Annotated in this window: 14 protein-coding genes; 5 read left to right on the top strand and 9 right to left on the bottom strand. The window is 42.7% G+C overall.

The window, feature by feature from the left end; translation table 11 throughout:
- Window positions 1–101: 101 nt before the first annotated feature.
- The 7 genes from napH to F542_RS02470 form a co-directional block, all read right to left on the bottom strand.
- On the bottom strand, window positions 102–977 hold the full coding sequence (gene napH / locus F542_RS02500) for a quinol dehydrogenase ferredoxin subunit NapH (RefSeq protein ID WP_015433108.1): 876 nt from the start codon (window positions 975–977) through the stop codon (window positions 102–104).
- Complete coding sequence (gene napG / locus F542_RS02495) at window positions 977–1,891, bottom strand: ferredoxin-type protein NapG (RefSeq protein ID WP_015433109.1); 915 nt, start codon at window positions 1,889–1,891, stop codon at window positions 977–979. Before napG ends, napH begins: the two co-directional genes overlap by 1 nt.
- Window positions 1,892–2,053: 162 nt before the next feature.
- The gene (gene napA, locus F542_RS02490; protein ID WP_015433110.1) at window positions 2,054–4,537 is read right to left on the bottom strand and encodes a nitrate reductase catalytic subunit NapA; all 2,484 of its coding nucleotides are present in this window, start codon (window positions 4,535–4,537) and stop codon (window positions 2,054–2,056) included.
- A gap of 173 nt (window positions 4,538–4,710) precedes the next feature.
- Window positions 4,711–4,983: a chaperone NapD gene (locus F542_RS02485; protein ID WP_025266826.1), complete on the bottom strand. Its 273-nt coding sequence runs from the start codon at window positions 4,981–4,983 to the stop codon at window positions 4,711–4,713.
- Window positions 4,973–5,521, bottom strand: coding sequence for a ferredoxin-type protein NapF (napF, locus tag F542_RS02480; RefSeq protein ID WP_015433112.1), 549 nt, complete (start codon window positions 5,519–5,521; stop codon window positions 4,973–4,975). The genes F542_RS02485 and napF overlap by 11 nt, the downstream gene beginning before the upstream one ends.
- Before the next feature lie 231 nt (window positions 5,522–5,752).
- Entirely contained in the window at window positions 5,753–5,878 is a 126-nt protein-coding gene (gene ykgO / locus F542_RS02475; RefSeq protein WP_015433113.1) for a type B 50S ribosomal protein L36, read from the bottom strand.
- A 9-nt stretch (window positions 5,879–5,887) separates the two neighbouring features.
- A complete protein-coding gene (locus F542_RS02470; RefSeq protein ID WP_015433114.1) occupies window positions 5,888–6,154 on the bottom strand; it encodes a type B 50S ribosomal protein L31 in 267 nt (88 codons plus the stop codon).
- A 249-nt stretch (window positions 6,155–6,403) separates the two neighbouring features.
- Between F542_RS02470 and rpe the strand changes: the two genes are divergently transcribed.
- Window positions 6,404–7,084 carry a ribulose-phosphate 3-epimerase gene (gene rpe / locus F542_RS02465; protein ID WP_015433115.1) on the top strand — a complete coding sequence of 227 codons (681 nt, stop codon included), beginning with the start codon at window positions 6,404–6,406 and terminating at the stop codon, window positions 7,082–7,084.
- A gap of 154 nt (window positions 7,085–7,238) precedes the next feature.
- Here rpe and glpT read toward each other — a convergent pair whose 3' ends face one another.
- Window positions 7,239–8,678 (bottom strand): glycerol-3-phosphate transporter, encoded by a 1,440-nt coding sequence (gene glpT / locus F542_RS02460; RefSeq protein ID WP_015433116.1) that lies wholly within the window; start codon window positions 8,676–8,678, stop codon window positions 7,239–7,241.
- 68 nt (window positions 8,679–8,746) lie between these two features.
- Window positions 8,747–9,796, bottom strand: coding sequence for a glycerophosphodiester phosphodiesterase (glpQ, locus tag F542_RS02455; RefSeq protein WP_407636812.1), 1,050 nt, complete (start codon window positions 9,794–9,796; stop codon window positions 8,747–8,749).
- Between the two features lie 263 nt (window positions 9,797–10,059).
- On the opposite strand from glpQ, the gene glpA reads away from it, so the two are divergent.
- From glpA to F542_RS02435, 4 genes are all read left to right on the top strand, one after another.
- On the top strand, window positions 10,060–11,751 hold the full coding sequence (glpA, locus tag F542_RS02450; RefSeq protein WP_015433118.1) for an anaerobic glycerol-3-phosphate dehydrogenase subunit A: 1,692 nt from the start codon (window positions 10,060–10,062) through the stop codon (window positions 11,749–11,751).
- Window positions 11,741–13,015: a glycerol-3-phosphate dehydrogenase subunit GlpB gene (gene glpB, locus F542_RS02445; protein ID WP_015433119.1), complete on the top strand. Its 1,275-nt coding sequence runs from the start codon at window positions 11,741–11,743 to the stop codon at window positions 13,013–13,015. The genes glpA and glpB overlap by 11 nt, the downstream gene beginning before the upstream one ends.
- 1 nt (window position 13,016) lies before the next feature.
- Window positions 13,017–14,294, top strand: a complete 1,278-nt coding sequence (gene glpC / locus F542_RS02440; RefSeq protein WP_025266824.1) for an anaerobic glycerol-3-phosphate dehydrogenase subunit GlpC — start codon at window positions 13,017–13,019, stop codon at window positions 14,292–14,294.
- A 170-nt stretch (window positions 14,295–14,464) separates the two neighbouring features.
- Window positions 14,465–15,244: an MIP/aquaporin family protein gene (locus tag F542_RS02435; RefSeq protein ID WP_015433169.1), complete on the top strand. Its 780-nt coding sequence runs from the start codon at window positions 14,465–14,467 to the stop codon at window positions 15,242–15,244.

Below are 15,244 nucleotides of genomic sequence, written 5' to 3'. Positions count from 1 at the left end.
TAGGGAAATATGGCTGCTAAAAACTCAGTCATCTATTTCAACACACCTCAGGCATAAGTCATTGAGCTTGTCGAAATAAGCGTTCCCTACATTATTAAAATTTAAATAATTCTCTTCTCTTTCGCAAAGCGGTTGGAAAAAGCAAAAACATTTTCAGCACACACATCAATGCAGCGTCCACAGCTAATACAATCTTTGGCAAGCACAATCGTGCTATCTTCGGCTTTACCATGCAATGGTGAACGTAGCACCTGTGGTTCTGGGCAAACATTGTAACAATCCATACAGCGGTCGCATTTTTCACGATCAACGACTTTCACTCGTACAATGCTTTTTGCCCCAATTACGCCATAAATAGCACCAATTGGACAAAGATGCCCACACCAACCATGTTCAGCGACTAGTAAGTCAAACAAGAATACGGCTAACACTAACCAAAGTGTTGCACCTAAGCCATAGACAAAAACTCGTCCCAATGCAGCAACTGGATTGATCCACTCCCAAATTAAGTTACCTGTGACTGCTGAGCCAATAAGCACAACTGCCAAAATCACATAACGTAAGTTACGGGAGATTTTTAACGTTTGGCGAATGCCTAACTTACGACGTAGCCATGCAGCAGCGTCAGTCACTATATTCAATGGACAAATCCAACTACAGAACGCTTTACTTGCCAGCAAGGCGTAAGCCACAATCACAATCACGGCCCCTAGCAACGTTTTCCACTCAGGCAAATAACCTGTCATTAAACTCTCTGCGGTAATCAGAGGATCACTCATTGGAATTAAGTCAAACAGCATGCTGCCACTATAATTACCTTTGAGAATCCAGACATTCCACATCGGACCGCTTAAAAACATCAAGATGACGGAAAGCTGGCTTAAACGGCGGAGAATTAGCCATTTATTCGCTCGCCATAGCCCAAGTTTTTCTCGTGCTTCTTTGCCTGCCTCTTTTGGGGAATTTGCTACTGCCATTATTTCCCTCCTAGCTTAGACGGCACATTGTCTAAATCAATTGGATTAAGAATCGGTGCTTCTACGGTAGTACGGTTTGGCACATAGTCCATCGTTGCACGGCTTGGCGTAGAAACCTTCACACCCGGTTTCACTTCCATAAATTGATAGACTGGTTGATTTTGCCCTTCTGGCATACGCGCCTCAAAGGCAGGACGTAAACCGTCTGGATGGTAGTCTTCCAATAATGCTTTACCTGCATTCTGTTTTTCTTTCCAACCTAAACGATAATGTCTGCCGAGCAAGCCTTTGGCAAGATCCATTGGCAGCACTTTGATCGCAGCTTCTTCCAGTACACAAGCCTGCTCACATTTACCACAACCGGTACAAGCATCGCTATGCACAGTTGGGATCAATTTCGCATGAATCTGCGTGCGATCATTATGTACACGCTCAAGAGTGATCGCTTTATCAATCAATGGACAAACACGGTAGCATACATCACAACGCAAACCTTGCCAGTTCAAGCAAGTTTCGTGATCTAGCAATACCGCTAGCCCCATTCTTGCTTGATCGATCTCTTCTAATCCGCCTAATGCTCCACTTGGGCAAGCATTCATACACGGAATATCAGGACACATTTCGCAAGGTTTATCACGCGCAGTAAAATAAGGCGTACCGGCTTCCACTGGCGATAATAAACTTGCCAAATGCAACATATCATATGGGCAAGCCTGAACACATTGTCCACAACGAGTACAAGCGGCAGAAAATTCTTTATCATCTGCGATTGCACCTGGTGGCCGAAGTGCCACACCTTCTCGGGCAAGACTTTGATTTTGTTGCATCGCCAACACAATGCCCACACCACACACACCAGCTGCGGTACGACCGACATCTTTTAAAAATTGACGACGATTTGGATTTAGTTTCACGATAGCCTTCTTTTTGCAAAATTTTGGCTGAAATTGACCGCTTGTATTGCCCCTCTCCCTCCGAAAAATCCTACGGATTTTTCTCCACCCTATCCTCTAAAGGGAGAGGGATAGGCTTGCGGTGTGTTCAGCACTGCAAGTCAGGGAGAGAGGAACGTTCAATTATGCCTTAACCACCTTAACCGCACATTTTTTGAAATCGGTTTCAAAGGAGATTGGGTCGGTTGCATCAAGGGTCACTTTGTTTGCTAACTGACCAGCGTCAAAGAAGGTAGTATAAATTAAGCCTTCAGGGCATTTATTACGACCACGAGTATCTAAGTGGGAGATCACTTCACCACGACGAGAGATAACCTTCACTTTGTCACCGTGACGCAGCCCACGTTTCTGTGCATCCGTTGGGTGCATCCACACAAGGTTATTTGGGAAAGCTTTATGTAACTCTGGTACACGGCGAGTCATTGTCCCTGTATGCCAATGTTCAAGTACGCGTCCAGTACAAAGCCATAAATCGTACTCTTCATCTGGTGATTCTGCCGGCTCTTCATAAGGTACGCCAAGAATAACAGCCTTACCATCTGCATTGCCGTAGAAATTCACGCCTTCACCTGCTTTCACATATGGGTCATAACCTTCGCGATAACGCCACAAAGTTTCTTTACCATCGACTACAGGCCAACGTAAACCACGTACTTGGTGATAGGTTTCAAAGTCAGCTAAGTCATGTCCATGCCCACGCCCAAATTGTGCATACTCTTCAAAGAGACCTTTTTGGAGGTAGAAGCCAAAATGCTCTGCTTCATCATTGAGGTATTCAGGAATGTCGCTAGGTACTTGGAATTTGTTTACTTCACCATTTAAGTAAAGGATTTCATAAAGCGTTTTGCCACGATATTCTGGCACTTTCGCCATAATCTCGTCACTCCATACTTCTTCAGCTTTGAAGTATTTAGAAAATTCTACTAATTGCCATAAGTCTGAACGAGATTCTCCCGGCCCTTTTACCATTTGACGCCACGCTTGAGTACGACGTTCTGCATTACCATACGCCCCCTCTTTTTCAACCCACATTGAGGTTGGGAGAATTAAGTCGGCGGTTAATGCTGAAGCGGTTGGATATGGGTCAGAAACGACAATGAAGTTTTCAGGGTTACGCCAACCTGGTAAACGCTCCTGGTTGATATTCGGACCTGCTTGAACATTGTTGGTACACATTGTCCATAGGAAGTTGAGTTTACCGTCTTTTAATGCACGGTCTTGACCCACTGCATGATAGCCTAATTCAGAAGAGATAAAGCCTTCTGGTAATTTCCACGCTTTTTCTACGATTTCACGGTGTTTTGGATTTGCTACCACCATATCCGCTGGCAAGCGATGGATAAAGGTTCCAACTTCACGAGCAGTACCACAAGCAGATGGCTGACCGGTTAATGAGAATGGCCCATTACCAGGTAATGCAATTTTACCTGTTAATAAGTGAACGTTATAAATCATATGGTTCACCCACACGCCACGAGTATGTTGGTTAAATCCCATAGTCCAGAATGACACCACTTTCTGGTTCGGATCGGCGTAGATTTTCGCAAGTGTTTCTAATTGATCTTTCGGTACGCCAGAAATGCGATGAGCCTCTTCTAATGTATAAGGTGCAACGATTTTCTTAAATTCTTCAAAATCACTGTCATACATTTTGCCAGCTGTTTTTGCATTTGCTGCTTTTTGTTGTAATGGATGCTCTGGACGTAAACCATAACCAATGTCAGTTTCACCACGTTTGAATTTAGTGTGTTTATTGACGAAATCCCAGTTTACTTTATCGTTCTGAATAATGTAATTTGCTATGTAGTTTAGGATCGCAAGGTCTGATTGTGGTCTAAAGATAATTGGCGTATCCGCTAACTCAAATGAACGGTGCTCATAGGTTGAAAGTACAGCCACTTTACATTCTTTATTAGAAAGTACGCGATCAGAAATACGACTCCATAAAATTGGGTGCATTTCTGCCATATTTGAACCCCAAAGCACAAAGTTTTCAGCATGTTCAATATCATTGTAACAGCCCATCGGCTCATCCATACCGAAAGTACGCATAAACGCAACCGCTGCTGATGCCATACAGTGACGTGCATTCGGGTCAATCGTATTAGAACGGAATCCCCCTTTCCAAAGTTTTACTTTAGCGTAGCCTTCATAAATAGTAGATTGACCAGATGAGAACATACCTACGGCATTTGGGCCTTTCTCTTTAATGATAGATTTCACTTTGTCTGCCATAATGGTAAAAGCTTGATCCCAAGAAATTGGTGTAAACTCACCTTCTTTGTCAAACTTCCCATTTTTCATACGCAACATTGGTGAAGTTAAACGGTCTTCGGCGTACATAATTTTGGCAAGGAAGTAACCTTTGATACAGTTTAAACCACGGTTCACCTCTGCATCTGGGTCACCCTGCGTTGCCACCACTCGGCCGTTTTGTGTCCCCACTAAAACAGAGCAGCCGGTCCCGCAATAACGGCATGCAGCCTTGTCCCATTTGATTTTGTTATCATCGGCATAGACATTCTTAATTGGAATGGCGATACCTGCCGCCGCTGCCGCCGCTGCGGCAGCATTGGCTTTCATAAAGTCTCGACGATTGAGTTCCATAGTGTTCCCCACTTGTAAATAAATTAGTTAAATTACCCCTTCTCTCTTTGAGGAGAGGGAGGAGAAAATTTGTAGAATTTTCAGAGGGAGGAGAGAATATGCCTAACCCTCTCTCTGCTCAAAATAACCTAACGTTATCCGGAGCTGTCACGCTACCTAAAAGGGAGAGTGTGTTAATTAATTTCATCTCGTTGGCTATAAATTAATGAAACCGCCATCACTCCTTCCAAAGTTTGTAGGCTTTCCATTTTACTCACCAACGCTTTTTCTTTATCTGCTTCCATCACCACAACCAACTTACCGTCATCCGGTTTTTCACCGTGGATTTCGGTGTATGGCATTGTCGCTAATTTATCTTTTACCTCATTGATATATTCAGGCCTTACCTGTAATACAAGGCTTGCCACATACCAATTTCCTAACTCTGGATTAAAATTATTCTGCATTCTTTCTTCCCTCTTGCAATACTTGAATTGCATCACTTGGGCAACTTGCTAAACAAGCTCCGCAGCCATTACAGTTGTCTAAATTTAATATCGGTTTTGCAATACCGCCAACTGTTCGTTTAAAACGAATGGCTCGCTGTTCACAACTATCTTCGCAGGCTCGGCATTCGACTCCGATGTGAGTTAAACAGCCTTGCTGAATTTCTATCTTATGCTCCCATGCTATTTCACTTGTTACGCGAAAAACACCTTGTTGGCAAACATTTACACAGGCAGCACAAAAGCTACACTCTTTACGCCCGACACTAAAATCCACTTCGGGATAACCACCCGCACCACGTTTTAAAATCTGCATCTCGCAAGCATTAATACAAGCATCACAAGCGGTACATTTTTGTAAAAAATTTACTAAATCTGCCCAAGGGGGACGAATCGCATTCTGCCCTTGGCGTTTCACCTGATCAGTCTTTAATGTATTTAAAAACTGTCCGCGTAAAAATTGACGGCGAGGTAAGGTTTGTTCGGTGAAATCAGCCAAAATAGTTTAGTAAAATAGTAGGATATTAATGGATATTGGATTTTAACAATTTGGCAAAGAGCATAAAATTGTTAAAACAAACTAATAGGAGGTTTCTTGATATTAATCAATAAAAACAATGAGTTGAAAATAGGAATAGCTTTTATTCTCTCTGTTTTGAATAAAAAAAGACCGCTTATTTTATTCGATAAACGGTCTTAGACTTAACAGATTTTTTACGCTTTTTTAACCTCAACCTTGACGAGCTTTAAAACGTGGATTCGTTTTACAAATCACGTAAAGCTTGCCTTTACGGCGCACAATTTTGCAGTCTGGGTGACGGCTTTTGGCAGATTTCAATGAATTCAATACCTGCATATTTTCTCCTTATTTACGAGTTAAACTCGCAATACCTTTAAATTTCTCATTGAATTTGCTCGCACGACCTTCGTTATTAGCTTCACGGCGCTTACCAGTATAAACAGGGTGAGAAGCCGATGAAGTATCTAAGCTGTAAAGTGGATACTCTTTTCCATCGGTCCATACCATTGTTTTGTTAGTATTTGCACAAGAACGAATAACCCAGCCTTGTTGTACGCTGGCATCATAAAACAATACTTCTCTGTAGTTTTCAGGGTGAATGCCCTTTTTCATATTTATCTCCTTGAATAACCATAATTAGAAAGTGGGATTATTTTGCCTCAGTTAAATCACAAAAGCTACAATTTTTTTATGGTTTTTAGCTAAATTTTATTAAAAGGCAATAAATAATCTAATTTTTGCGATCTAAATCGAAGTTTAGCGAGGGAAAATATGCTAGGGTATCCACTTTAGGTCCCTAGATAATCTAAATTAACGATTACTAGCCTTAACAGTTTTTGTGAATGACAATAAGGATAACACATGGCTCAACAACCCTTTTTAATTGCTCCTTCCATTCTTTCCGCTGATCTTGCTCGTCTTGGTGACGATGTAAGAGATGTTCTCAATGCAGGCGCAGATTTGATCCATTTTGATGTGATGGACAACCACTATGTACCTAATCTCACCTTCGGTCCAGCTATTTGCAAAGCATTACGTGATTACGGTATTGAGTGTCCTATTGATGTGCATTTAATGGCAAAACCTGTTGATCGTCTCATTCCTGATTTTGCTAAAGCCGGCGCGAATTACATAACTTTTCATCCTGAAGCAACAGAACATATCGACCGCTCATTACAGCTTATCCGAGATAACGGTTGCAAATCTGGTTTAGTCTTTAATCCTGCTACCCCATTACATTACTTAGATTATGTGATGGATAAAGTTGATGTAATTTTATTAATGTCGGTAAACCCTGGCTTTGGAGGCCAAGCATTTATTCCTTCTACGTTAGATAAATTACGCGAAGTACGTAAACGCATTGATGAAAGTGGTTATAACATCCGTCTGGAAGTCGATGGCGGCGTGAAAGTCAATAATATTGCGGATATTGCACAAGCAGGGGCAGATATGTTCGTTGCTGGCTCTGCAATTTTTGATCAAGCAGATTATCAAGCTATCATTAGCCAAATGCGTCAAGAATTAGCAAAAATAAAAAAATAGATAAGCCATCAACAAGCGGTTAATTTTGTATAAAAAAATGCAAAGCATTTACGCTTTGCATTTTTTGTTTTTCTAGGCTAGCTCAAAGAGCTCACCAAGAGCTGCACCTTAAGTCGCATTTTAGCATAACGTATAAGGTGCAGCTGTATATTAATTATTGGCCATAGGTTTCGCCTAATTTCGCTTTATGCTTGCCTTCTTCAATCATGGTGATGAATGTCAATAATACAGCGAGAACACCCGCACCAATCATGACATAGAAACCGCCGTCCCAGCCGTAGGTTTCTGCAGCCCAACCTACTACGGCAGAAGCTGCTACTGTTCCACCAAGATATCCGAATAAGCCAGTAAAGCCAGCTGCGGTTCCTGCAGCTTTTTTCGGTGCAAGTTCAAGAGCGTGTAAACCAATGAGCATCACAGGTCCATAGATTAAGAAGCCTATGAGGGTCATTAATAAGAAGTCCATTAATTGATATGGGTTTTCATACCAAGCGGCATAGCTTGCCAATTCTGCTTCTGGTGTTGCAGGGTTGAGCCAATAAGCTACAACTGCTGCAGTGGTTAAGATCATAAAGATAAAGCCTGTTAAACCACGTTTACCTTTGAAGACTTTGTCTGATACCCAACCGCAAAGTAATGTACCTGGAATTGCAGCTAATTCATAAATGGTATAAGCCCAAGCTGTACCTTTGATATTAAAATGTTTCACTTCGCTTAAATATACCGGTGACCATTTCAATACACCATAACGAATGAGATATACAAAGACGTTAGCAATAGCGATGTACCACAACAGGCGGTTTTTCAACACATAGTCCACGAAAATTTGTTTGGTGCTAAGATCGTGTTCTGCAGTTTTTTCATCGTAGTTATCCGGATAATCATTACGCCATTTTTCGACCGGAGGTAAACCGCAAGATTGTGGAGTATCACGCATGACAAAGTACACAGGAATTGCACAGATCATCGCAGCAATACCAGGGAAGTAAAGTGATTGTTGCCATACATCTTTTGCCGTTGCTTCCACGCCGTGAGTACTATAGAAAAGCGCACTAGCAAGTAGAACCATTGCCCCTGGCATCATACCGCCTAAGTTATGTGCAGTATTCCAAACAGAAACTATTGTTCCACGTTCAGATTTAGACCACCAGTGTACCATTGTACGCCCACACGGTGGCCAGCCCATACCTTGGAACCAACCGTTTAGGAAGATCATAATCCACATAATGGTAATACCAGAAGTTGCCCATGGGAATAACCCCATTAAAGTCATACATAGACCAGAAAGCAATAAACCAAAAGGTAAGAAAACACGAGGGTTTGAGCGATCTGACATCCCTGCCATAACGAATTTAGATAATCCATAAGCAAGACCTGCAGCAGAGCCAATAACCCCTAGTTCTGCTTTAGAGTAAAGACCAGCTTCAATTAAACCTGGTTGAGCTAAATCGAAGTTAGCACGCACAAAATAATAAGCCGCATAACCAAAGAAAATCCCCGCAAACACCTGCCAACGCAGCCGTTTATAGGTTGAATCAATTTTATCTGCGGGCAGCTCCGCAATATGTGGAGCTGGTTTGAATGGACCAAACATAAGTAATCTCCTATCTTCTATTTATATAAATGTAGTAAATTCGTTAAACTCAAATCAATATACGTTAATTATTTCTTTAAAAACTCCACCCCCGTATCAGGAAAATCAGTGAACACACCTGTAGCACCGGCTTTATTTAATAAGGCATCATACATTTCGTCCACATTCGTGAAAAATTCAGGTAACGCATCTTTACGCACGGTGTATGGATGTAGCTCCATTTTATATTTTTCTAGCTCTTTCACGAGCGGCGTATAAACAATGTTACCCACTTTAGATTGCTTATCATCAATTAGCATATACCAACCAGGACCTACACCATCTGCATATTTAGCGACTTCAGCCATTGCGCCGTCCTCAAACATCCAGTCATAGTTGTAATTAACCCAGTTGCCATCTTTATCTTGTTCTTCTGTTTCATGCCAATCAGTATAAGCGACTAACTGAACCAATTTTAAATCCATACCCAATTGCGGCAACAATTCGGTTTTAATTCGTTTTAGTTCATTAAAATCAAAGGTTTGCAGATAAACTGGCGCATCTTTATTATCATAGCCGTATTTTTTCAGCACTTTCAGTGTTTCAAGTGCAATATCCTTGCCCTCTTTATGATGTAACCATGGCGCTTTAATTTCAGGGTAAATACCTATTCTTTTCCCTGTCGATTTTTCTAGCCCCTGAATAAACTCCAGCTCTTCTTCTAACGTATGAAGCACAAAATGTGATTTCCACATTGGAAAACGATTAGGATAAACTTGCACTTGTTTACCCTCTTTCATTTCAAAATTTTCTGTCATTTCGAGTGATTTAATCTCATCTAGAGTGAAATCCACCACATAATAACGGCCATCTGCGCGTTTTCGCTCAGGAAATTTTTTAGCCACATCAGTCAAACCATCTAAAAAATGGTCATGAATGACAATAAGACGATTGTCTTTCGTCATAGCTAAATCTTGTTCTAAATAATCTGCTCGTTGTGCAAAAGCCAACGCTTTTGATTCTAGCGTATGTTCAGGTAAATAGCCGCTCGCACCACGATGCGCGATAATGAGTTTTTCACTAGACGCTTGCGCTGCGATAGAGCCAAACATTACCATACCTAACACTAGTCCAGACATCAACTTGCTTAATTTCATTGTTATTACTCCTTCATAAATTAGGTGGCGCATATCATAGAAGATTGCATCAACAAATGCATATTTATTGTGAAATTTTGTGAGCCATATCACACTATTTTTTTAATTTATTTTTCAAAAAAAATCATAACGTGATCTCATTCACACTTTTACACTCTTTTTCAACCAAAATATTGAGCGCATTCGAACATTAAGCATAAAATACACCCAATTTATTTGTTTTACTTTCATTTGTGGGAGGTTGTATGGTCTTATCACCTCAACTTTATAAAAATGCGGGCGACTTTTCGCCAATCAGTACTGATGTCATTATCATCGGTGGTGGGGCAACGGGTGCGGGAATGGCACGCGATTGTGCGTTGCGTGGCATAGATTGTATCCTACTCGAAAGGCGCGATATCGCCACGGGTGCAACAGGGCGCAACCACGGGCTATTACACAGCGGTGGGCGCTACGCAGTAAATGACAGAGAATCTGCCGAAGAATGTATTAAAGAAAACCAAATCCTACGCCGTGTTGCATCTCACTGTATTGAGGAAACTGAGGGCTTATTTATTACGTTGCCTGAAGATGATCTCAACTATCAAAAAACCTTTATTGATGCTTGCAATGCATCAGGTATTGAAGCGGTGGCTATTGAACCTGATCTTGCAAAACGCATGGAGCCTTCGGTCAATCCTTCCCTAATTGGTGCGGTTGTTGTGCCTGATGGTTCTATTGATCCTTTCCGTTTAACCGCTGCCAATATGCTGGATGCCACCGAGCGTGGGGCAAAAGTCTTTACCTATTGCGAAGTAAAAGGATTAATTCGTGAAGGGGGTAAAGTCATTGGTGTGAAAGCATATGATCATAAAAATCGGGTAGAACGCCAATTTTTTGCGCCGATTGTGGTAAATGCTGGTGGAATTTGGGGACAAGGTATTGCCGAATATGCGGATTTAAAAATCCGAATGTTCCCAGCCAAAGGGGCATTACTGGTCATGGGGCATCGTATCAATAATATGGTGATCAACCGCTGCCGTAAGCCTGCCGATGCCGATATTCTTGTGCCAGGGGACACGATTTGTGTGATTGGTACAACCTCTGATCGTATCCCTTACGATCAAATTGATAATATGGTCGTAACTCCAGAAGAGGTCGATATTCTCTTCCGCGAAGGGGAAAAACTTGCCCCAAGCTTACGCCATACACGGGTGTTACGCGCCTACGCAGGCGTACGCCCATTAGTCGCGACAGATGATGATCCATCTGGACGGAATGTGAGTCGTGGTATTGTATTACTCGATCACCAAGAACGTGATGGCTTAGAAGGCTTTATTACCATCACGGGAGGTAAGTTGATGACCTACCGTTTAATGGCGGAATGGGCAACTGACTTAGTTTGTAAAAAATTAGGCAAAACCGAGCGCTGTACCACCCATGAGCGTCCACTCCCTGGCTCTGATGAACCAAGAGTCGAAACCAATCGTAAAATCACCTCATTACCAAATACATTACGCTACTCTGCAGTTTATCGCCACGGCGCACGCACACCAAAAATGTTGGAAAACGAGCGTTTAGATAAATCGCTGGTTTGTGAATGTGAAGCGGTGACTGCTGGCGAAGTTCGCTATGCAGTAGAAGAACTGAGCGTAAATAACCTTATCGATTTACGCCGCCGTACCCGCGTAGGAATGGGCACATGCCAAGCTGAGCTTTGTGCCTGCCGAGCCGCTGGATTAATGAGCCGTTTTAAAGCGGCTACACCACGGCAATCTACAGTGCAATTAGCTTCTTTTATGGAAGAGCGTTGGCGCGGAATTGAACCAATAGCATGGGGAGAAGCCGTACGAGAAGCTGAATTTAGCAGTTGGATCTATTACAGCTTGCTAGGGTTAAATGATGTGAAACCGCTTGAAAATCAAGCGCAACAGGGGACAGACGACAATGAATTTTGATGTAGTCATTATTGGCGGCGGATTGGCCGGACTCACTTGCGGCATCCGCCTACAACAACAAGGTAAACGCTGTGTGATCGTCAATAATGGTCAAGCAGCAATGGATTTTTCATCTGGTGCATTTGGCTTGTTAGGCGAAACAAGCGGAACAAAAATTGCAAAATTTGACGAAAAACAGACCGCTTGTTTAAGTGAAAATCACCCATATCGCGTGCTTGGCTTTGCGCAAAGCTTAGCGATGGCACAGCAATTTGAACGTGATTTTGCCAAACCGTTAGCCCTGAGTGGATCTAGCGCCCATAACCATTGGCGTGTAACGCCTCTCGGAGGGTTACGCCCTGCTTGGCTTTCACCAGAAAATTCACCAATGTTAGGCTGGACAGAAAATTTTGCCTATCGCAAGTTGGCTATTTTGGGTATTGAAGGTTATCACGATTACCAAGCAGAGCTGTTTGCCGATAATCTAAAACAGCAACCCACTTTTGCTCAATGCGAGATCATCACAGATTATCTACATTTGCCAGAATTGGACGAACTCCGCCAAAGTGGACGTGAATTCCGCAGCGTACATATTTCTCAACGTCTAGAACAACAAATTGCATTTGATGCATTAGTGCGCGAAATTCGTCAGCGTGCTCAAGGCGCTGATGCGATATTCCTGCCAGCCTGTTTTGGTATTGATCACGATGAGCTGTTCCAACGTTTACAACAAGCCAGCCAAGCAACGCTGTTTGAACTCCCAACTTTACCTCCTTCACTGCTTGGTATTCGCCAACGCAAAGCCTTACGCCAGCTATTTGAATGTGCAGGTGGCGTGATGATTAACGGCGATAAAGCCGAACGGGCTGAAGTCGATGAAAATGGTAAAATTTTGCGGATTTTCACCCGCTTGCACGCTGAACACGGCTTATCAGCTACCCATTTTGTGCTTGCTTCTGGCAGTTTTTTCAGTGGTGGATTGAGTTCCGAATTTGATCGCATTTGCGATCCGCTTTTTGGTGCAGATATTCAAGGTTTAGGTGAATTTAATCCACAAGATCGCTTGTCTTGGACTGCGCATCGTTTTAGCGCTACTCAGCCGTATCAAAGTGCAGGAGTGATTATCAATGCCCATTGCCAAGTGCGTAAAAATGGGGAATTTCTGCCGAATCTCTATGCAGCAGGCAGTGTAATTGGTGGCTATAACGGCATCGCTGAAAATTGCGGTTCCGGTGTTGCCGTAGTGACCGCCTTAACAGTGGCACAACAGATCGGGGGGCAATAATATGAGCAATATTCAACAATTAATTGAACAAGCCAAACAACAGAGCCATCAGCCTCTACCTATGCATGGCTTTGATGAATCGTTTGAAAGTTGCATAAAATGTACCGCTTGCACTGCCGTCTGTCCTGTATCTCGAGTTAATCCAGCCTATGCTGGCCCGAAACAGTCCGGCCCAGATGGTGAAAGACTGCGCCTAAAAAGTGCAGAAATGTACGATGAGGCATTGAAATATTGTACAAACTGCAAACGTTGTGAAATTGCTTGTCCATCGGATGTTAAAATCGGCGATATTATCGTGCGTGCCCGTAATCGTTTTGTCGAGCGACAAAATAAACCGCTTATGCATAAACTGCGTGATGCGGTGCTGAGTAATACCGATATTATGGGCAGACTCAATACGCCGTTTGCACCGATTGTTAATACTATCACTGGCTTAAAAGTTACCCGTTTTTTACTGGATAAAACTTTAAATGTTAGCCGTCATCGCACATTGCCTAAATATTCATTTGGTTCATTTCGCAACTGGTATTTAAAAAAAGAAGCCGAGCGCCAAGCGTTCTTCCGAGAGAAAGTCGCTTATTATCACGGTTGTTATGTGAATTATAACAATCCAGAGCTGGGTAAAGATCTGATTACATTGCTTAATGCGATGGACATTGGTGTGGTGTTGCTGGAAAAAGAGAAATGTTGTGGCTTACCGCTTTCTGTAAACGGTTTTCCGGAAAGAGCCAAAAAACAGGCAGCGTTCAATATTGCACAAATTGAGCAAACTATTGATAAGCGGGCACTAGAAGTAGTGGGAACATCTAGCAGCTGTACGATGAACTTACGCGATGAATATCATCATATCCTAGGGATGGATAATGCGAAAATTCGTCCGCACATCAGCATTATCACTAAATTCTTATCACGTAAATTTGCAGAAGGTAGAGTACCGACATTCCGCTCAATGCCATTGCGGGTGGCGTATCACACCGCGTGTCACGTAGAAAAAGCCGGTTGGGCACCTTATACGCTCGATCTGTTGCGACAAATCCCAGACTTAGAAGTAGTGACATTGCCAAGCCAATGCTGTGGTATTGCCGGAACTTACGGTTTTAAATCGGAAAACTACGACAGTGCGCAGGCTATTGGTAAATCGCTGTTTGAGCATATTAATGGCGGAGGGTTCGATTTTGTCATTTCAGAATGTGAAACCTGTAAATGGCAAATTGATATGTCTAGCCAAGTCACCTGCTTACATCCTGTGGCCTTGCTCGCTATGGCGTTGAAAAAATAACCTAACAAATACCTAGCTAAGAATAAGGAGGTGCCACCTCGCAAGCGCTTGAATTTCAACAAAAAATTGCAAAACTTTAGGGCGTATTGATATTTAAAATCGGCCGCCAAACGCCTTATTTGAAATAGTTGTACGCCCTAACCTCTCTTCCATTTCTATAGGAGTGAACTATGGACAAATCTTTACGCAATGCCTGTATAGGCGAATTTATCGGCACAGCCTTCATTTTGTTCTTTGGAGCAGGTTGTGTTGCAGCCGCACAACTTGCTGGGGCAAATCTTGGTTTGTGGGAAATTGCAATCATCTGGGGTATAGGGGTTTCAATGGCAATTTATATGTCTGCGGGGGCATCTGGAGCGCATCTGAATCCAGCAGTTACCCTTGCATTAGCCGCATTTTATGACTTTGATAAACGCCGTGTCGTGCCCTATATCATCGCACAAATTGCCGGAGCATTCTGCGCCGTTGCATTAATCTATGTGATGTACAGCGATCTCTTTGCTGCTGCAGAAGCTGCGCAAGGCATTGTTCGAGGCGAAACTGTTGGCTTTGCTGGTGTTTTCTCTACTTACCCACACCCAAACATTAGCATTGCGCTCGCATTTTTTGTTGAGTTGGTGATTACAGCGGTATTAATGTCCACCATCTTAGCAATTGGTGATGACAAAAACGGTATGCCAAATAAAGCAATGGCTCCGTTATTAATTGGTTTGCTGATTGCCGTATTAGGTGGTGCAACAGGCCCATTAACAGGCTTTGCCATGAACCCAGCCCGTGATTTCGGTCCAAAACTCTTTGCATTTCTTGCTGGCTGGGGCGAAATTGCGCTCACAGGCGGACGTGATATCCCTTACTTCCTTGTACCAATCTTCGGCCCAATCTGCGGAGCATTAATCGGAGCATGGGGCTATAAAAACTTAATCCATAAAAACCTTCCTACTAAGGAGTAA

It is taken from the genome of Bibersteinia trehalosi USDA-ARS-USMARC-188 (assembly GCF_000521725.1).
Classification (GTDB): domain Bacteria; phylum Pseudomonadota; class Gammaproteobacteria; order Enterobacterales; family Pasteurellaceae; genus Bibersteinia; species Bibersteinia trehalosi.
The sequence above is the reverse complement of the archived record's forward strand: the minus strand, read 5'-3'. Positions and strand labels throughout refer to the sequence as shown.